This window comes from Serratia sp. AS12 (assembly GCF_000214195.1).
In the GTDB taxonomy this organism is placed as follows: Bacteria; Pseudomonadota; Gammaproteobacteria; order Enterobacterales; family Enterobacteriaceae; genus Serratia; species Serratia plymuthica.
The window spans coordinates 606785-625201 of record NC_015566.1 but is presented as its reverse complement, the minus strand read 5'-3'; the positions used below and the strand labels follow the sequence as shown (position 1 = coordinate 625201).

Here is an 18417-nt window from a genome sequence, read left to right as displayed (position 1 = left end):
CTGATTCTCCTTAAAGGGAAGTAAAAGCCAACGTCGGCACGTCGACGATGGTGGAGCCGCCATCGGCCACCAGCGCCGCACCGGTAATGATTGACGCCTCGGCCGAGCAGAGAAAACGGCAGATGCCGGCGATCTCTTCCGCGCTGGCCGGGCGACGCAGCGGCACGTCGCGGCACACCATCCGATAAGCCTGCTCCAGCGAGATCTGATGGGCGGCCATCAGCGGCTGCATCTCCTCGTCCGCCATCGGCGTAGTCACCCAACCGGGGCACACCGCATTGGCGCGCACCCCGAGCGGGCCATAATCGCGGGCGATGGAACGCATCAGCCCAATCAGCGCATGCTTGGCGGTGACATAGCCGCACACCTCCGGCCCGGCGGCCAGCGAAGCGATAGAGGCGACAAACAGCAGGTTGCCGCCGGTTTTCACCAGTTCCGGCAGGCAGGCGCGCGCGCTGGCGAAAGCGCTGTTGAGATTGCTGTCCAGCGCGCCTTGCCACTGCGCGTCACTCATGTCGGTAATGCGCCCAAACCCCATACCGCCGGCGCAGCCGATCAGGCAATCGATGCGCCCGCCCTGCTGCAAAATGGCCGGCAGCAGGGTGGTGTTCCAGCTTTCGCCGCTCGACGCGTCGCCCACCAGCGCCACGGCGCCGATTTCCTCTGCCAGCAGCGCCAGCGGTTCGCGGCGGCGGCCGATGATAAACACCCTGTCGCCCTGAGCGGCCAGCCGCCGGGCACAGGCAGCCCCCACGCCGGTGCCGCCACCGGTAATCACCACCACTCTATTCATCCAGTTTCTCCATCAGTTGGCCGATCATCAGCAGGCTGCTCAGCAACAACCGCCGCTGTTCCGGCTCCAGCCGCAGGTAGCGACGGCCGGCCGGCAACCGGCTGACCACTTCCGACGCGGCAAAATGTTCGATATCCAGCCACCAGCGGCCGTCGGCCACCCTCAGTTGGATACTGCGGAAATCGAGCTGCGTCAGCGTCTGGCCAATCTGCGGATAACGCTGCAAGGCGTCGATCACCCGCTGCGCCGTGGCATTGTCGCGGGTGGCGCGATAAACCACGTCCCGCCGCCGCAGCCAACCACCGGTGGTGATGCGTAGCGTCAGCGGCTCTGCCAACGTGCTTGCCCCCTGCAGGCGGAAGCGGTGGCTGACGATATGCGCCATAAACAGCGCGCTAACCCGTTCGCTGACCTCAATCACCGGCCCCTGCGGCAGCGTCAAGCGCAGTTGGCACGGCGCCAGACGTTCGCAGACATAGGGCTGCAGATTTTGCGCCAACCGAGTGAGCGTCACCCCCGGCTGATAACCCGCCGGCTGCCGCCGCCACACGCGATTAAGTGAGGGAAGTAAGCCGATCAAACTGCGCCTCCTCGTTTTCCGTTTTGGCGAAGGCGGTTTCCAGCACCTGTTCGACCGGCACCGGTTTGAACGGGTTGACCTTCTGCACGCACAGCGTCCAGAACAGCGCATAGGCGGCGGTCAAGCCGATCATGATGCTGAAGGGGATATAGACGTCACGCGGGTTCATGCCCGGCGGAGTGATGTAGATAATCGCCAGCACAATGCCGATGCTGGAGACGATTTGCGGCAGCGGGAACCACGGCGATTTATAGGCGCGCGGCAGATCCGGCCGACGGATGCGCAGGATCACCACCGAACAGGTCACCAGCAGATAAGCCACACCCCAGGCGCATACCGCCGCCAGCACCAGCGGGAGAATACGCTCGAGATTGCCCTGAATGACGAAGGCGTGAACGCAGGGGATCAGCACCGCCACCAGAATGCCCACCACCGGGGTTTTAAAGCGCGGGTGCAGATAAGCGAAGATACGCGGCAGCGCGCCGTCCAGCGCCATGCCGTACAGAATGCGCGGCACCGCCGCCATCAGCGTATTAATGGTGGCGGCCCCGGCCAGCAGCAGCCCGATACCGAGCCAATATTTGCCGAACTCGCCCATAACCTGCCCGGCAAAGGCCGGGATCGCCATCGGCGTATCCAGCAAGTGAACGCCGTTGACGGCATCCACCACCACGTTCTCCACCTGATGGCTGAGCGCGGCGCCGTAAAGCGCCATGCAGACCGCCACGCCGCACAGCCCCAGTGACATGGCGCGCGGGATCACGCTGGCGGAGCCTTTGATCTCCGGCGCCATCGGCGTCACCAGTTCGCAGCCGACGAACATAAACATCGCCATACCGATCAGGCTGAACACCGCAAAAGGATCGCTCAGGCTCAGCGTGCTGCCGAACCAGCCTTCCAGCGGCACCGCATGCGGCGACAGCAGCCCGGCGATCCCGAAGATCACCAGCGTGCTCCACATGGAGAAAGTCAGCACGATCTCCGCTTTGCCGAAGGCTTCGATGCCAAACGCATTGAGCAGACCGAACAGGATCACCAACCCGACGCCAATCATCCAGGAGGCGTTGTGGGTTGCCATCAGGGTGTTGAGGTGTTCGAAATTCACCAGCGCCATGATGCCGGAAAGAATGGTTTCGGCGGTGCCGGCAAAGATATGCACGATCAGATAGGCCGACAGCGCGCCGGTAATGGCAAAAAAGCGGCCCATGCCGCAGGCGATATAGTCATACACCGAGCCGGAGGTCGGCAGCATCGCCGCCGCCTCCGAGAAGGTGGTGAGCTGGGCTTGCATCATGATAAAGGCGATCAGCATCGCCAGCGCGAAGGTATCGCCGCCAATACCGAAACCGCTGGTGACGGTGAGGATCACCGGACTGGCCATAATCACCCCGACCGAGCTGGCCAGCGTAGTGGGGAATCCGACCTTGCCCCGTTCAAGGTGGGCATGAAGCCGCGACGACAGGTTCATGGGTAGTTCCTCTTATAGTTTTTGCCCTGGTGTTGTTTGTGCAGGTTTACGCCGCAGGTAGCGGTGATCTCACTATAGAGAGGAAAGGAAAATGCTGGCTATCGTCCTTAAGGACGAGGCCAAACCATAGCTTTTTCCTCTTATCTTTTTAGCCCGGCCAACCGTTATGGTTTGAATCTCGCCGAGGGGATTTTCGAGAGAATGCGGGGAACAGCGCGTCTGTCCATCGTTCTTAGGAACGAGCCTCCGGTTGTCAGCGAAAAGGGGACGTCAATCGGCGGTACGCACAGCGCCGCCCCGCTGGCAGGGGAAATCACTTTAAATTCAGCGGGAAGGATGCGCCTCATTCATTAACATATGAACAAAATATTGGCGTAAGGTCGTCCCATTCCCTGCTAACTCTGGGTCGTTGCCTTGTTATTTATGTATTTTATTGTAATCAGGCTCACGTTGTTAATATGTTCTTATTGTGTTACTGAATTGCTGCAATTATGCTGACATCGTTCATATATTGAACGACGTATTCTCCAGATCGCAGGGTAGGTAAAGGGGGGAAATGAATCATGCACAGCACATCATCCGATGCCTTTATCAACAGCTGTCTGACCACCATTGCGCATTTGATCCCGGTGTCCGCCGGGGTGTTTTACCTGGTCAATCAAGATCTGCGGCCAGACCACTATATTCTGCACGGCATTTCCGATAAGACGCATCAGCAGTATTTGACCCATTTTCAGCAGATTGATCCGCTTAAACCCGCCAATTTCCATCAGCAGGATATCAGCATGGTCGGCATGAGCCCGGCGGCGATCGCCAATAACCGCCATTATTATCATGACTTTATGCTGCCGAATGACATGCGCGATATGACGGAGATTTTTATCCGTCAGCGTAAACGCATTATCGCCGGGGTGTCTTTGATCCGCGATACGCCATTTACCGAGCTGGAGCGTGGCCGCCTGCGGGCGGTACTGCCGCTGATAGAACTGGCGACACGCGATCTGCTGCCCGGCGGCGAAGCCCAGTTGCTGACCGCCAAGGAGCAGGAGATCGTCAATATGGTGCGCGAAGGGGCCAGCAATAAACGCATCGCCCTGAAGCTGGGCATTTCACTTTCGACGGTGAAAACCCATATGCGCAATATCTTTGCCAAAACCGAGGTAGTGAACCGCACCGAATTGGTGGCCAGCAGCTTTATTGCCCTGAGTTAATGAATACAGCCATAACGATGGCTTATAACAGGTAGAAATAAACTCGTTAATTATTCGCCATCCATGGCGCGGTTTCCGCCTGCCCAAAATACGGCATCGCGGCGATATCTGACTCAGGTTTAACCTGCGGGGATAATTATTATGTCCAGTGATTCAGTTTCTGTACCCTCAACCGGGGCGGCTATCCCCTGCCCGCCACGGCTGCTGACCGCCATTATTATTTTTGCCGCCATTGCGCCGGGCATCCTGATGACCGCCCCGGCGATAGCGGCGCAGTTGGCCGGCCAGTGGCAGCTCACCCCAGCGCAAATCGGCCACTTGTTTTCAACCGAATTGGGTGCCATGAGCCTGGCGACCTTGCCCGCCTGGTGGTGGATAAGCCGCGTTAACTGGCGCCGGGTCGCTGCGTTGGCGGCAGCGGTGTTTATCGCCGGCAATCTGGCCTCGGCGCTCATCGGCGATTTCACCCTGCTGCTGGGGCTGCGTTTTATCGCTTCGATGGCGGGCGGCACGTTGATGATCCTGTGCATCACCTGCGCGGGCGGCACCGCCAACCCCAGCCGGGTCTACGCCTTCTGGGTGTTGGGCCAACTGGTGCTGGGTGCGGTCGGGCTACTGGTGCTGCCCCCGCTGTTCGCTCATTTCGGCCTGATGGCGGTGTATCTGATTCTGGCGGCCATCATGCTGTGCTGCCTGCCTCTGATCCGCGCCTTCCCAGCCGGGTTTCACCCGACGCACGCAGCGCTGCGCTCCGCCACCTCTCCCTGGTTCCGCAAAGCTTTCGCCGTGCTGGCGGTACTGAGCTTTTATATCAGCCTGAGCGCGGTCTGGACCTTTATCGGCAGTATCGCCGCCGCGGCCGGCCTTTCGCCGGTCAACAGCGGCCAGGTGCTGGCTGCCGCCACCCTGTTTGGCATCGTCGGTGCCGGCAGTGCCGCGTTTATCAGCGCACGCCGCCGTGGCAACGGACTGATTTGGCTGGGCTACGGCCTGCTGATCGCCGGCATTGCGCTGCTGATCCGTGACCCCTTGCTGCTGCGTTTTGCGGTGGCGGCGGTGCTGTTCAAGTTTACCTGGACCTTTGTCCTGCCGTTTATTCTGGCCCGCGTCGCCGGGCTGGATAATAACGGCAAGCTGATGAATAACATCAATTTGGTGATTGGCGGCGGCATGGCGATTGGCCCAACGCTGGCCGGCTACCTGATTGAATCTTCGGGTGGCTTCGACGCCCTGTTGATCGGCGCGCTGGGTTGCGCGCTGCTGTCGCTGTTATTGATTTTGTTAGCTTCACCGCGCGCGACGCGCCATTGACCAGGAGTAAAAAGGTGAAAAGAAAAACCGGTTTCTTCTTTGATGAACGCTGTTTCTGGCACAGCACCGGCTTACATGCCACTACGCTGCCGGTCGGCGGCTGGGTTCAACCCCCTTCGGGGGCGGGCCATGCGGAATCGCCGGAAACCAAACGGCGGATGAAAAACCTGATGGACGTCTCCGGCCTGTCGCGCCGGCTCAGGCTGCAGAGCGCCGAACTGGCCACTGACGAAGACCTGCTGCGCATTCACCCGGCCGGCTATTTGCAACGTTTCAAACAGTTAAGCGACAACGGCGGCGGCATGCTGGGGGAAGAAGCCCCGCTGGGCCCGGGCAGTTATGAAATAGCGAAACTGTCCGCCGGGCTGGCCTGCGCGGCGGTCGAGGCGGTGCTGCAAGGTGAGCTGGACAACGCCTATGCGCTGTCGCGCCCGCCGGGTCACCACTGCCTGCCTGACCAATCGATGGGTTTCTGCTTTCTGGCCAATATCCCGATTGCCATCGAGCGCGCCAAGGCCCAATACGGCCTGGGCAAGGTGGCGGTGCTCGACTGGGACGTGCATCACGGCAACGGCACCCAGCATATCTACTGGCAGCGAGATGATGTGCTGACGCTGTCGCTGCATCAGGACGGCTGCTTCCCGGCCGGCTATTCCGGCGAGCAGGATCGCGGCGCAGGCGCGGGGGAAGGCTGTAACATCAACATTCCGCTGCTGGCCGGTACCGGCGACGACGGCTACCTCTACGCTCTGCGACAGATAGTGATCCCGGCGCTGGAACAGTTTCAGCCTGAACTGATTATTATTGCCTGCGGTTACGACGCCAACGCCATCGATCCCCTGGCACGCATGCAGTTGCACAGCGACAGCTTTCGCAGCATGACCGCGCTGGTGCAAGACGCCGCCGATCGCCTGTGCGGCGGCAAACTGGTGATGGTTCATGAGGGCGGCTACGCCGAATCCTACGTGCCGTTCTGCGGCCTGGCGGTGATGGAACAGCTCAGCGGCATTCGCACCGAAGTGCAGGATCCGCTGCTGGATTTTATCCGGCAACAGCAACCGCGTGATGCCTTCAACCTGTTTCAACGCGACGCCATCGATCGGTTGGCGCAGCAGTTCAAACTGTAGTTTCCCTCTGGGGCGCCGCAGGTTGTGCCCCTACGCCATTGCCGCTACGCTGAATAGGGCTTCCGTTATCCTGCCGATGAGAAAATACTATGTCTGAACAAAAGATCAGCTTTATCAAAGGTGGCCATGGCGATATTGCCGTGCATGACTGGAGCCGCGATCGGCCGCGCTTTCTGGCGCTGCTGGTACACGGTTACGGCGAGCATCTTGGCCGTTATCAGTATGTGGCGCGTACGCTGGAAGCGCACGGCGCGCGGGTGTTTGGCCCCGACCATCTCGGCCATGGGCTGTCACAGGGCGAGCGCGTATTGATTGAGGATTACGACGCCGTAGTCGACGATGTTCACCGCGTAGTAGAGCATTTTCAGCGGCTACACCCAGACGTGCCGCTGGTGGTCATCGGTCATTCGATGGGCGGTATGATCGCAACTCGTTATACCCAGCGTTATCGCGAAGGTATCCGCGCACTGGTGCTATCCGGCCCGCTGATCGGTGAAAGAACCCTGATCTCCGACTTGCTTGATCTGCCCGCTATCCCGAACGAACCGCTGGATACCGCCATTCTGTCACGCGATCCGGCCGTTGGCGAAGCCTATCAGGCCGATCCGTTGGTGTGGCACGGGCCATTCAAACGCCCGACGTTGCGCGCCATGCAGCAGATCCTGGCAAAAATCAACGCAGGGCCGGGTTTCGGCGCGCTGCCTACGCTGTGGATACACGGCGATGACGATCGGCTGGTGCTGATGGCCGAATCGCAGACCGCCATCGATCGGCTGAAGGGCAGCGATTTCGACGCCATGATCAACCCCGGCGGGCGGCATGAGAGTTTTAACGAAACCAACAAAGATCAGATATTGAAGCGGGTCACCGACTTTATCGAGCGGGTGCTGGGATAGCGGATTTCCCCTCTCCCGGCGGAGAGGGGATAACGGTGAGATCAACCTTCGACGATGGCGAGATAGTGTTTTACAAAACGATCGGAGGTGATTTCCCAGCGCACCGGCGTTCCCTTTTCGACAAACCACGAATCCCCGGCCTGATACTGCACGGACTTCCCGGTGTTCTCATCGGTCAACGTCGCGGTGCCTTCCCACACGGTGGCGTGTTCGGCAAACGGATACTCCATCACAAAGGTGCCGCGCGTACAGCTGAAAACGCCGCAGTTCAGGTTATCGGTCGGCTCACCGAAAAGAGTCGCTACCCCGACGTTGGGTGAACCTGCGATCACTCTGGCACCCAGATTGCTGACGCTGCCAATCTCCAGCAGTTCAGGCAGCGGCTGCTTAAGCAGTAATGGTTTCATGTCTTTCTCCTCTGATAAGAATTAACGGCGGCCTTTCCAGTAGCCGGATGTCTGGTGCCAGGCCTTGCCGGCGGTGGTCATCACCCGGCGCAGTCGATCTTTGCCGAAGATGTTGACGTGCGGGATCGAACTCATCAGATCGTAACGATCGGATCCTTCGCTCATGCCCTCCGCCAGCACCTTGCAGACGATATGGCTTGGCGTCACGCCAAAGCCGGAATAGCCCTGTACGTAGAACACGTTGTCGTGCTGCGGCAAGGTACCGATCTGCGGGAACAGGTTGGCGCTGCAGCACAGCGGCCCGCCCCAGGCCAGATCGATCTTCACGTCATGCAGGTACGGGAACACTTTCAGCATCAGGTTGCGGTTCCAGGCTTTGAGATCCGCCGGGATGTATTCGATCAAGCGGGTGGCGCTGCCGAACAGCAGGCGGTTTTCATTGGTGACACGGTAGTAATCGATCACCGGGCGAATATCGCTGTAAGCGCCGCGGATCGGGCTGATGCGCCGGATCAACTCCTCGGGCAGCGGTTCGGTCGCCAACTGGAAAGCGTAGGTATTGATGGTTTTACTGTGGATGAACGGCTCCATGCCGTTGAGAAAGCCGTTGCACGCCCACAGCATCTTGTTGGCGCGCACCGAGCCCATGGCGGTGCGGACCTTAATGCGCGAACCGTATTCGACGTTAAGCACGCTGCTGTTTTCGAAGATTTTCACGCCGTAGCCGCTCAATGCCTTGGCCTCGCCCAACAGCAGGTTGAGCGAATGCACGTGCCCGCCACCCATGTGCTTCAATGCGCAGCTGTAGGCGTCGGATCCCACCACCTGCTTCACTTCCGCGCCGGTATAAAGTTCGATCTCTTCATTCGGTGATACCGCCTTGAACTCTTTCAGCCAGCTGCGCAGGGTTTTCTCCTGGCGTGCATTGCTGCCAAGGTAGCCGTAACCAAAGCGGAAATCGGCGTCGATAGCGTATTTCTTGATGCGCTCACGGATAATGCCGGCGCCGAGGTTGCTGATTTTGAAGATGGTTTCCAGCCCGGATGGGCCGACGTGGCGTTTGATTTTTTCCAGATCGTGACCGATGCCGGCCATCACCTGCCCGCCGTTACGCCCGGTGCCGCCGTAGCCCAGATGGCGCCCCTCCAGAATGGCGATGTTGGTGATGCCCCGCTCCGCCAACTCCAGAGCGGTATTGATGCCGGAGAAGCCGCCACCGATGATCACCACGTCAACGTCCAGATCGTCTTCCAGCGTCGGGAAGCGCAGATCGTACTTTTTGGTTGCCGCGTAGTAAGTTAACGATTCGATATTATTGTTCACTGCCGCACTCCCGAAGACCCTATGCCCTACAGCGGATTATCGGGAGCGGCCGGCAAAGCCGCCATGTCCCCTTAGGGACATTTGCTACAAAAAATTAACATTATGCGCTGCGGCGGTTCGGCCCGGCCAACAGCAGGTTGAACAGTTCGGCCTGCGAACCGATATCCAGCTTGCCGTAGATGTTCTTGCGATGGTTTTTCACCGTCCCCAGGCTGATGAACAGCCGGTCGGCAATCTGTTGCGAGCCGCAGCCGCTCAGGATCAGATCGACAATTTCGCGTTCGCGCGGGGTCAACAGATAGCGCACCTGTCGGGTTTTGTCTTCCGCCGTATCCGGCGATACCGGCGCGGCGACCACTTCGCCATGCAGACGCGCGATGCTTTTGAGCAGCGTCAACGCGCCCCTTAACTCTGCCAGTTGCGGATAGCGCATCCCCACCGTCTGGCGCGCCGAACCGAAAAACACCCCTAATCCGCGTTCCGGCGTCAGTGGCAGCAGCACGCCGGCCTCGTCGTGCCAGCCGGTTTTACGGTAAAAATTACGGTAATAGTCAGTGTGATAGAAACCGCATGGCGCCAACTGACGCAGCGAAAACACCTCGCCGCTGCCACCGCCGTTCAGCACCTGGTAAAAGGGATCCTGCAGGTAAGCGCCCTGTTGGTAGATTTGGTTGACCGCATCGCTGTTTTCTCGCTCGGTTTTGAGCAGGCAACGCGGCGCACAGCCTCGTTCGAAGGCATAAACAATGGCGTTGTCGAAGGCGAAGAAAGCTTCCATCCAGGCCAGCAGGCTGGGATAAAACCTGGGTGTCGCGACCGCGTCAATCACCGCCGATAACCGTTCGACCTGAATATTCATATCCGCCCTCGCCATCATTAATAAATTAACAATTACCTTGTTTCGGATAAAACCGGCAGCGCCATGGCCCACTTGTTATAAAAAGCATTCAACAGCGCCAAATGCAAGGTTTCGCTTGCTTGCATGTTAAACAAATCACAGCTTCGCCAGATTATGGCACCCCGTCACCCACGGGCCTGGTTAATATGTTAATGAATGGGTTTCCGGCAGTGAAAAGCAGTGGTTCCTCCGACGAGGCTGGCTTATGCTGTGGTTTTACCGCGCCAAGGAGAGAACATGACCACCAGCCTGACGATCGCCAACCGGCATACCTGGTTCGGCCACGGCAGTATTAGCCAACTGATCCCATTACTGGCCGCCGATCCCCAGCCGACATTGCTGTTCAGCTGCCGTTCATTCCTCAATGGCGCGGTATATTCCTCATTGGCAGATGCCCTGACGCCGCTGCTGATCGGCACCGAGATCGTCAGCCACGAAGCCTCGCCGCAGGAGATCGACGCCTGGGTCGCACGCTGGCGCGGCAAGGCATTGCGCGTGGTGGCCATTGGCGGCGGCAGCGTGCTGGATGCCGCCAAGGCGTTTGCTGCCTTGGTGGAGCACCCGCTGCCGACGCTGCGCTATATGGAAAAGATCGGCGACACCAAAATCAGCGGCGCCACCCTGCCGCTGATCGCCATCCCGACCACTGCCGGCACCGGCAGTGAAGTGACCCAGAACGCGGTGATCACCGATACCCGGCTCAGTAAGGTGAAAGCCTCGCTGCGCCATAACAACTTTGTGCCGCATACCGCCATCCTGGATCCGCAACTGCTGCAGGGCACACCGGACAAGGTGCTGGCTTACTGCGCCATCGACGCTTTTACCCACCTGTTCGAAGCCTATCTGTCCAAAACCGCCAGCGCCATGACGCGCGAGATGTCACTGACCGGCATCCGCCATTTCCTGGATGCCTGGCCGGCGCTCAACCGCAGCGATCGCGCCCGTGAAGCCATCATGCAGGCCTCTTACCTGGGCGGGCTGACGCTGAGCGCCGCCGGGCTGGGGGTGATCCACGGCATTGCCGGCGAGATTGGCGCGCTGCACGATTACCACCACGGCCAGGTCTGCGGCCGCCTGCTGTTGCCGTTCCTCGAACTGCTGGCGCAAAGCGAGCAACCGCAACAGCGCGCGCTGATGAGCGATCTGGCCGCACGGCTGTTCCCCGAACAGCAAGACAGCCCGGAACGCTATCTGATCGAGTTTATTACCCGCAACGCCATCGCGCCGTTCTGGCAGGATGACCTGCCGATTTCCGGCGACGAACTGGCGGTGACGCTGGAAAAATCCAACAGCAAGAACTCATTGATCGACTATACCGCCGCGCAACGGCAACTGATGATCGAAGGCGCATTCCGCGTCGAATGATAATATAATGAGATCAAAGCAATAGCGGGAGATCGGAAATGGGTATCATCAGCTGGATTTTCACCGGCATCGCCATTGGCATTCTGGTTGGCGTGCTGCTAAAGATCTTCGGTAAGAAGAAAAAGCAGTAAGCGGATTTTAAAGGCCGGCAGCGCCGAAAGCCTGTTCGAATAAACCGCCTTTACGCAGCAGGTAACGGCGGTTTTGAGCAATTGATAAGCGATTTTTGGCAAGGCGTCGAAGGCCAGGAATAAGCGTTCATCCCCCCTCATGCGCCGCCAGCAGGCAGTCGTGGAATACCTTCACCACCCGTTGCGGGCTGGGTGAACGCCGTACCACACAGGAATATTCACAGTGGTAGCGGAACAACTCCGGTTTGATCGCCCGCATCATATTCTGCGCGACGAAAAACGCCGCATAGTGGTCGGGAAGAAAGCCGACATACTTGCCGGAGAGGATTAAGGTCGCTATCGACTCCTGAGCAAAACCCGTCGCCTTGCGCTGCAAATGCTGCTGCAAACTTAACGCCATATTCGGTGAATGGTAGCCCAATCCTGCAAAGGCATAATGGTGCAACAGATCCCAATTCAGCATGTCGTGATTAGCGGAAAATAACTCATGCTGCGTACCGCAATATAAGAACATCCTCTCATTGAATAAAGAATTATAAGATAAACTTTCCGCATTGCGGTGCATGGGAATAACGCCAATCTGAAACTGCCCGTCAATAACGCCACGCTCAATGGTATTTATCGGCTCCACGTACATTTGCAAAGACACGTCCGGTGCACGCTCGCTGAATAACGCAATTGCCCGGCCGATGTGCGCCTGCGGATTACTGACCGTATGATCAAATATTGCCACGTGCAGCTGGCCGCCCATGCGTCGATGCACGTCATCCACCCCACGGCGAAAAGCCTCGGTGGCCGCCAGCAGGTTGATGGTTTCCTGGTAAATCAACAGCCCTTCGTCGGTGACGGCGAAGCCTTCCCGCCCGCGTTGGCACAGCGTCAGCCCCAACCTTTGCTCCAGATCCTTGATATGTTTGCTGATGGTCGACAGGCTGATATTCAGCTCCAGCTCGGCGGCGCTCATTCCTCCGCAGTCGACCACCGCTTTAAACACCCGCAGCAACCGCAGATCCATATCCGACAACTGCCCTAAAAGCGCGCGTTTTTTTACTTGCATAAAACCTTAAGTAAGTTTCGACATATGATTATTCACATTAGTGAAGAAGCGGAACATAGTCAATTTCACACAAAATTTCATTAACACGTTTATTTATACCCTATAGCTTTTAAGTTGCGGCCAGGCGCTTACTCAAGTAAGTAACTGGGGTGAGCGAGTGAAAATAACAACGCTGTAACTTAAAAGATGACGGGTATATTTAATTAACCGTCCCTATTCTCCTACCCGGAGGGAAAAATGGCTGATTTAAATCCCCGCGAAAATAAACCCGATCGTGAATGGTTAGAAGCACATTGGATGCCATTTACCGGCAACCGTAATTTTAAAGCCAACCCGCGAATGATCAGTCACGCTGAAGGCGCTTATTATACCAGCCAGGATGGGCGTAAAATCTTTGACGGTTTATCCGGCCTATGGTGCTGCGGATTAGGCCACGGCCGCCAGGAAATTGCCGATGCGGCCCACCGTCAACTTTCTCAGCTGGATTATTCCCCGGCGTTTCAATTCGGCCACTCATTGTCTTTCGAACTGGCGAATAAAATTAAGTCCATGACACCGGCCGGGCTGGATTATGTATTTTTCACCGGATCCGGGTCCGAAGCGGCGGACACCTCGTTAAAAATGGCACGCGCCTACTGGCGGGCCAAAGGCCAGGCAGAAAAAACCTGTTTTATCGGCCGTGAAAAGGGCTACCACGGCGTTAACTTTGGCGGTATTTCGGTGGGCGGCATCGCCGGTAACCGCAAGGCTTTTGGCGCAGGGGCGGAAGCGGACCACCTGCCGCATACCCTGCTGGCGGGTAACGCCTTTTCGCGCGGCATGCCCGCGCAGGGCGCCGAACTGGCGGAAGAGCTGAACCGAATTATCGCGCTGCGCGATGCGTCGACCATCGCGGCCGTGATTATCGAGCCCTTCTCCGGCTCCGCCGGGGTGATAGTACCGCCAATCGGTTATCTGCAACGTATCCGTGAAATTTGCAGCCAAAACAACATCCTGCTTATTTTTGACGAAGTGATCACCGCCTTCGGCCGCTGTGGCGCATTGACCGGCGCCGAGGCGTTCGGCGTCACGCCGGACATCATGAATATCGCCAAACAGGTGACCAACGGCGCGCAGCCGATGGGGGCGGTGGTGGTCCAACCGGCGATTTACGATGCCTTCATGCACACCGACGAGCCGGAGTACCTGCTCGAATTCCCGCACGGTTATACCTATTCCGCCCACCCGGTCAGCTGTGCCGTGGGGCTGGCGACGCTGGATATCATTGAGCGCGAACAGATGATCGAACGGGTACAGGCATTGGCTCCCTATTTCGAACAGGCGGTACATGGCTTGCAAGGCTGCAAGCACGTCACCGATATCCGCAACGTTGGCCTGGCGGCAGGCATCACGCTGGCGGCGCGGCCAGGGGAAGCGGCGCGCAGGCCATATGAAGCAGCGATGCACTGCTGGGAAAACGGATTTTACGTCCGCTATGGCGGCGACACCCTCCAACTGGCACCGCCGTTTATCAGCAGCGAGGCGCAGATCGACTCGCTGATCAACGCCCTGGGCGACGCCCTCAACGCAACCGAATAAGGAGCGAATGCCATGCCCATTTCACATTGGATCAACGGCCAGCCCGCCGCCGGCGGCACCCGCAGCCCACGATAAATCAGGACTCGCCACCCGGTTTGGGGGCCGGGTAGTCATAATCGAGCTTGATCGGTTCGGCGTAAACGCTGTCCCACAGCTGGCTGTAGAGTGTGTCCAGCCGCTGGCTCATCGCCGGGCTGTGCAGCACCAGTTCCAGGTTGCGCGAGTTATCCAGATAGCCGCCGGTCCAGTTGCTGGTGCCCACCCAGGCGGTTTCGCCGTCGATAGTCATCAGCTTGCTGTGGATCACCCGCGCGAATGGGATAAACCCGTGGCTTGCCGGCGGAATGGTCACCACCTTTATCTGCACGTTCGGCACCAGCGCCAGGCTTTTCAGCCAGGCGATATCGGGCTTTTTGGTGTTCCAGTTGGCCACCATCAGCTCAATCTGCACGCCACGCGCGGCGGCGCTGCGCAGGGCATTGTCGATGACCGCGTAATAAGGCCGGCTGCGTTCGGGGCCGTAAGACAACGGCGCATAGTCCATCACCTGTACCCGCACCCGTTGTTTGGCGCTCGCCAGCAGGCGCGGCAACTCAACCTGCGAGTCAATCACGCCGGCCGGGTTATAGGCGCGCGGGCTGGCGACCAGATAGTTGCCCTGCGGCGTTGCCGCCGTGGGCTGATACGTCAGCTGCGGCACCGGTTTATCCGCCGTCAGCAGCGCCTGCGCCCGCCAGTCCTGCTCGAAGATCGCCTGAATCTGCCCGACAACCCCGGCATCGCTGATGCGCAGCCCGGTTTCATGAATATGCTCCAGAGCCCGCCAGTCGAAGTTCTGGCTGCCGACAAACGCCTGCTCGCCGTCCACCAGCAGGTATTTGGCATGCAGGATGCCACCGCTCAACCGCCGGTAAGGAATAATCCGCAGCTCCAGATTGGGGATCGCCTTCAGCTGTTCCAGCGTCTCCGGGGTGGAGAGACGAATCCCCTTCTCTTCCATCAGAAAACGGATTTTCACCCCGCGCTCGCCCGCCGCTTTCAGGTGTTGCAGCACGCCGTCCAGCAGCGAACCCTGTTGGTTCGCCACGTAGAACTGACCCAGATCGATGCGGGTTTTCGCCGCATCGAACATCTGCTGCCACACCTCGGCGGTGTTGCGCAGGTCATCCGCCTGCAACGCAGTTTCCACCGGCGCGGTATACACCAGCTCGTAGCCGGGAATATCAAAACGCGCCGCCGCACTCTGGCTCAACATCAACAGACAGCTACCCCATAACGCAGTGTAAAGGCGGCCTAATGGCCGCCGTGGTTGACGGCCATTAGGCATAGCGCGGTGCCTCACTGTCAACCCATTGCTCGCGGCTGCCGTTTTCCGGGCGGCTGGCCGGCGCACCGGCGCGGATCAACAGCACCTTCAGCAGTTCGTTGATGCGTTCCATGCGGCTTTGCAGGTAGTTGTTACCCACCAGGCACAGCAGCGCAATGGCGATCCCCAGCCCGGTGGCGTACAGCGCGGTACCCATGCCGGCGGACACCAGGCTCGGTTCGGACACCCCGGAAGCGGCCAGCGCCTTAAAGGTTTCGATAATCCCCATCACCGTGCCCAGCAGCCCCAGCAGCGGGGCGGCGGTGACGATGGTTTCCAACAGCCAAAGGCCACGCGCCATCAGCGGTTTGCTCAACAGGTACTGCGCGCCGACCAGATCGCCTATCGCTTCGCGGTCACCGGCGCGGTGCTTCTGCTCCAGTACCGGCGCGATCACCGCCAGCGGCAGGCTGTTGCGCTGGGTCAGTTCGTCCGGCAGATCGGCGGCGCGATGCACGTCCGGCGTCAGCGCCTGCTCCAGTCGACTCGCCTGCCGTTGGGTGTAGGCGAAATACAGCGCGCGTTCGATAATGATCACCAGCGCAATCGCCAGCGCGGCGTACATCACGTAGAAAATAATGTCGTGCAATAAATTGGCATTCATAACATACCCCTCAAATTAGTTAAAAGGTGGCTTCCAGCGACACGCTGAAAGTGCGCTCTTCTCCGACGTTGTAATACGGCGTACTGGCTTTCACGCCGCCATAAGGCGCAGCGTTGAAGGTCGTGGTACGTACCGAGGTCAGGTATTCCTTGTCAAACAGGTTGCTGACGCCAAATCGCAGCGCTGCGCTTTTGATGATTTTCTTGTCCACCGGCAAATACACACCTGCCGCCAGATCGAACACCGTGCGGCCGCCAATCTTCTCGTCGTTGGTCAGATCGCCATAGAACGAACTGACGTATTTGCCGCTGACGCTGCCGTAATACAGGCCGTCGTCGTAGCCCAGCGTCATGTTCAGCAGGTTTTTCGGCACGTTCGGTACCTCTTTGCCGGACGTCGGCAGCGGCAGCCCGCCGTTGCTGACGATGTCGTTCTTCTGCTTCGACTGGGTATAGGTGTATGAGGTGTAGTAGTTAAAGTTGTGCGGCAGTTGGCCGCTCCACTCCAGCTCCAGCCCTTTGTTCTCTACGTTGCCGATGTTCATCATCTCGTAGTCGCCGGACGAGTTGGTGGTGGAGACTTGACGGTCGCTGTAGCGCATATAGAACAGCGTGGCGCTCATCAGCATGTCTTCCTGCTGGAAACGCCAGCCCAGCTCGTGGTTCCAGCTCAGCTCCGGCTTGGTGCTGATCGAGTCGCCGACGTTGTACAGCACGTAGTTCGGTGGGGTGCGCATGTTGCGCGTCAGGTTATAGAACACCTGATTTTCCTGGTTCAGCTTGTAGCTGGCACTGAAGTTCGGCAGAAACTCGTGGTAAGTGGCATCGCGCTTCTCCGGTACGTTGTACAGGCTGCCGCGGTTGTCCCCTTTACGTTCCACGTACTGATAGGCCAGCCCGCCGACGAAGGTCCAGTCCGGCGTGGCGTACCAGGTGTCCTGCAGCCACACTTTCTGCGCCGGGGTGATGGTGTATTGGTTACGCCCCTGCACGGTCTTGCCGTTGGCGTCCTGCACCTGATCGGAACCGCCCGGTTTGCCCGAAATCTGCGCCGGGTTGCCGTCGTCCTTGATGCCGATAAACGGCTGGGTCTGCAACTGACGCGCACGTTCATACCAGTAACCGATATCCAGGCTGTGCTGATCGTTGATGTCCCACTTCAGCTTGGTGGTAATGCCGGGGCGCCAGGTCTGGGTCCAGGAAGGACGGTAATAGGTGTTGGACTTCAGATTGCTCAGATCGTACTGCCCGGCCTTGTCCGACGTATTGGACAGCACCGACGCCGTCTGGCCGGTGAAGCTGCCGCCGTTGCCCCAGTAGTAATACGGCTGCAGGGTCAGCGACAGGTTGTCGCGCAACTGCAACTTTTGGGTGAATGACAGCGTGAAGGTATCGAACGGGTTGCGGTTGAGTTTGTAGTACTTGTTCAACTGCCCCTTGCTGTTGTATTCCGGCGTGGTGGCGTAGTCGGTATCGCGCCCGTCGCTTTCGAATTGCGCCTTGCTCAGCGTGTTGTAGTTGACGTTCTGCTGGCGGTTGTACTTCATGATCAGGTTACTGCTGTTGCCGTTGCCGTCTTCGTACAGCGAGTTCATTTCAAACTTGTTGGAATATTCGCGCCCTTCACCGCGCCATTTTTTCGCCTCGGTGTGCGAGTAGGATAACCAGTTGCTGAAACCGTTGTACTCGCCGGTTTCCAAACGGGCAAAGGTTTTACTCAGGTTGTTGCTGCCCAGCGTCTGCTTGACGAAGCCGCCGAAATCTTTTGCCGGCCGGCGCGTCACCATGCCGATATTGCCGCCGCTGGAGCCGATATGCGGGCCGTCCGCCTCGGAGGATCCCTGGGTGACGAACACTTCTTCCAGGTTCTCCGAGTCGCCAAGCAGGTTCGGATAGACGGCATAGTTGCCGGAGTCGTTGATCGGGATACCGTCCATCGACAGACCGATCTGATCCGAGTTCATGCCGCGCATGGTGTAATCGACGCCGCTCAGGCCGCTGGCGTCGTTACTGTTGACGTTCAGGCCCGGCGTGTACTTCAGCTTGTCGATGGCGTTGGCCGCTGCGGGCATTTTGTCCATCGCCTCTTTGGTAACGGTGGAACGCGCCTTGGCGCTGTCGTCCTGCACCATCATGCCGCCACCCAGCGACTGCCCTTTCACGCTGATGGTACCGACGTCGGTGGTGTCCGCCGCCAGCGCCGCGCCCGGCAGCATCGCCGACATCACCGCCAGATAAATCCCAGATCGATTGAAAGACTTCATTGTTTCCATCCCCTAAAAATCAAACTGTTATGCCAGGTC

General features: G+C 58.8%; 16 protein-coding genes. 6 read left to right on the top strand and 10 right to left on the bottom strand.

Going from position 1 to position 18417, the window contains the following annotated elements:
- Positions 1 to 10 precede the first annotated feature (10 nt).
- From SERAS12_RS02845 to SERAS12_RS02835, 3 genes are read right to left on the bottom strand one after another with little or no spacing between them, the layout of a single operon-like run.
- The gene (locus tag SERAS12_RS02845) at positions 11 to 793 is read right to left on the bottom strand and encodes an SDR family NAD(P)-dependent oxidoreductase (RefSeq protein WP_013811386.1); all 783 of its coding nucleotides are present in this window, start codon (positions 791 to 793) and stop codon (positions 11 to 13) included.
- Positions 786 to 1373 (bottom strand): DUF3156 family protein, encoded by a 588-nt coding sequence (locus SERAS12_RS02840; RefSeq protein ID WP_013811385.1) that lies wholly within the window; start codon positions 1371 to 1373, stop codon positions 786 to 788. Before SERAS12_RS02840 ends, SERAS12_RS02845 begins: the two co-directional genes overlap by 8 nt.
- Entirely contained in the window at positions 1348 to 2841 is a 1494-nt protein-coding gene (locus tag SERAS12_RS02835; protein ID WP_013811384.1) for an APC family permease, read from the bottom strand. The genes SERAS12_RS02840 and SERAS12_RS02835 overlap by 26 nt, the downstream gene beginning before the upstream one ends.
- A 563-nt stretch (positions 2842 to 3404) precedes the next feature.
- Between SERAS12_RS02835 and SERAS12_RS02830 the strand changes: the two genes are divergently transcribed.
- From SERAS12_RS02830 to SERAS12_RS02815, 4 genes are all read left to right on the top strand, one after another.
- Positions 3405 to 4052 (top strand): LuxR C-terminal-related transcriptional regulator, encoded by a 648-nt coding sequence (locus tag SERAS12_RS02830; RefSeq protein WP_013811383.1) that lies wholly within the window; start codon positions 3405 to 3407, stop codon positions 4050 to 4052.
- Between the two features lie 141 nt (positions 4053 to 4193).
- Complete coding sequence (locus SERAS12_RS02825) at positions 4194 to 5363, top strand: MFS transporter (protein ID WP_013811382.1); 1170 nt, start codon at positions 4194 to 4196, stop codon at positions 5361 to 5363.
- A 14-nt stretch (positions 5364 to 5377) separates the two neighbouring features.
- A complete protein-coding gene (locus tag SERAS12_RS02820) occupies positions 5378 to 6490 on the top strand; it encodes a class II histone deacetylase (protein WP_013811381.1) in 1113 nt (370 codons plus the stop codon).
- 89 nt (positions 6491 to 6579) lie between these two features.
- Positions 6580 to 7386, top strand: coding sequence for an alpha/beta hydrolase (locus SERAS12_RS02815; RefSeq protein ID WP_013811380.1), 807 nt, complete (start codon positions 6580 to 6582; stop codon positions 7384 to 7386).
- Between the two features lie 41 nt (positions 7387 to 7427).
- Here the strand turns inward: SERAS12_RS02815 and SERAS12_RS02810 are convergent, their stop codons facing one another.
- The 3 genes from SERAS12_RS02810 to SERAS12_RS02800 all read right to left on the bottom strand — a co-directional run bounded on the left by SERAS12_RS02810 (position 7428) and on the right by SERAS12_RS02800 (position 9975).
- Positions 7428 to 7793, bottom strand: coding sequence for a cupin domain-containing protein (locus SERAS12_RS02810; protein ID WP_004949842.1), 366 nt, complete (start codon positions 7791 to 7793; stop codon positions 7428 to 7430).
- A 21-nt stretch (positions 7794 to 7814) separates the two neighbouring features.
- Entirely contained in the window at positions 7815 to 9116 is a 1302-nt protein-coding gene (locus SERAS12_RS02805; protein ID WP_013811379.1) for an FAD-binding oxidoreductase, read from the bottom strand.
- Positions 9117 to 9216: 100 nt separating this feature from the next.
- Positions 9217 to 9975, bottom strand: coding sequence for a response regulator transcription factor (locus tag SERAS12_RS02800; protein WP_013811378.1), 759 nt, complete (start codon positions 9973 to 9975; stop codon positions 9217 to 9219).
- Between the two features lie 276 nt (positions 9976 to 10251).
- Between SERAS12_RS02800 and SERAS12_RS02795 the strand changes: the two genes are divergently transcribed.
- A complete protein-coding gene (locus SERAS12_RS02795; RefSeq protein ID WP_013811377.1) occupies positions 10252 to 11379 on the top strand; it encodes an iron-containing alcohol dehydrogenase in 1128 nt (375 codons plus the stop codon).
- A gap of 258 nt (positions 11380 to 11637) precedes the next feature.
- Here the strand turns inward: SERAS12_RS02795 and SERAS12_RS02790 are convergent, their stop codons facing one another.
- Positions 11638 to 12567 carry a LysR family transcriptional regulator gene (locus SERAS12_RS02790; RefSeq protein WP_013811375.1) on the bottom strand — a complete coding sequence of 310 codons (930 nt, stop codon included), beginning with the start codon at positions 12565 to 12567 and terminating at the stop codon, positions 11638 to 11640.
- 237 nt (positions 12568 to 12804) lie between these two features.
- On the opposite strand from SERAS12_RS02790, the gene SERAS12_RS02785 reads away from it, so the two are divergent.
- Complete coding sequence (locus SERAS12_RS02785; protein WP_013811374.1) at positions 12805 to 14145, top strand: aspartate aminotransferase family protein; 1341 nt, start codon at positions 12805 to 12807, stop codon at positions 14143 to 14145.
- A 76-nt stretch (positions 14146 to 14221) separates the two neighbouring features.
- Here the strand turns inward: SERAS12_RS02785 and SERAS12_RS02780 are convergent, their stop codons facing one another.
- Genes SERAS12_RS02780 through SERAS12_RS02770 form a run of 3 tightly spaced genes read right to left on the bottom strand, consistent with a single transcriptional unit; the run spans position 14222 to position 18378 of the window.
- Positions 14222 to 15472: a phospholipase D-like domain-containing protein gene (locus SERAS12_RS02780; protein ID WP_013811373.1), complete on the bottom strand. Its 1251-nt coding sequence runs from the start codon at positions 15470 to 15472 to the stop codon at positions 14222 to 14224.
- Positions 15465 to 16115 carry a MotA/TolQ/ExbB proton channel family protein gene (locus SERAS12_RS02775; RefSeq protein WP_013811372.1) on the bottom strand — a complete coding sequence of 217 codons (651 nt, stop codon included), beginning with the start codon at positions 16113 to 16115 and terminating at the stop codon, positions 15465 to 15467. Before SERAS12_RS02775 ends, SERAS12_RS02780 begins: the two co-directional genes overlap by 8 nt.
- 19 nt (positions 16116 to 16134) lie before the next feature.
- Positions 16135 to 18378 carry a TonB-dependent receptor gene (locus SERAS12_RS02770; RefSeq protein WP_013811371.1) on the bottom strand — a complete coding sequence of 748 codons (2244 nt, stop codon included), beginning with the start codon at positions 18376 to 18378 and terminating at the stop codon, positions 16135 to 16137.
- Positions 18379 to 18417: the final 39 nt, after the last annotated feature.

Excerpts from the sequence above, each read along its gene's own strand:
- SERAS12_RS02845 (WP_013811386.1), bottom strand. The coding sequence starts at position 793 with ATGAATAGAGTGGTGGTGATTACCGGTGGCGGCACCGGCGTGGGGGCT.
- SERAS12_RS02835 (WP_013811384.1), bottom strand. The coding sequence starts at position 2,841 with ATGAACCTGTCGTCGCGGCTTCATGCCCACCTTGAACGGGGCAAGGTC.
- SERAS12_RS02830 (WP_013811383.1), top strand. The coding sequence starts at position 3,405 with ATGCACAGCACATCATCCGATGCCTTTATCAACAGCTGTCTGACCACC.
- SERAS12_RS02825 (WP_013811382.1), top strand. The coding sequence starts at position 4,194 with ATGTCCAGTGATTCAGTTTCTGTACCCTCAACCGGGGCGGCTATCCCC.
- SERAS12_RS02815 (WP_013811380.1), top strand. The coding sequence starts at position 6,580 with ATGTCTGAACAAAAGATCAGCTTTATCAAAGGTGGCCATGGCGATATT.
- SERAS12_RS02810 (WP_004949842.1), bottom strand. The coding sequence starts at position 7,793 with ATGAAACCATTACTGCTTAAGCAGCCGCTGCCTGAACTGCTGGAGATT.
- SERAS12_RS02800 (WP_013811378.1), bottom strand. The coding sequence starts at position 9,975 with ATGAATATTCAGGTCGAACGGTTATCGGCGGTGATTGACGCGGTCGCG.
- SERAS12_RS02795 (WP_013811377.1), top strand. The coding sequence starts at position 10,252 with ATGACCACCAGCCTGACGATCGCCAACCGGCATACCTGGTTCGGCCAC.
- SERAS12_RS02790 (WP_013811375.1), bottom strand. The coding sequence starts at position 12,567 with ATGCAAGTAAAAAAACGCGCGCTTTTAGGGCAGTTGTCGGATATGGAT.
- SERAS12_RS02785 (WP_013811374.1), top strand. The coding sequence starts at position 12,805 with ATGGCTGATTTAAATCCCCGCGAAAATAAACCCGATCGTGAATGGTTA.
- SERAS12_RS02780 (WP_013811373.1), bottom strand. The coding sequence starts at position 15,472 with ATGCCTAATGGCCGTCAACCACGGCGGCCATTAGGCCGCCTTTACACT.
- SERAS12_RS02775 (WP_013811372.1), bottom strand. The coding sequence starts at position 16,115 with ATGAATGCCAATTTATTGCACGACATTATTTTCTACGTGATGTACGCC.
- SERAS12_RS02770 (WP_013811371.1), bottom strand. The coding sequence starts at position 18,378 with ATGAAGTCTTTCAATCGATCTGGGATTTATCTGGCGGTGATGTCGGCG.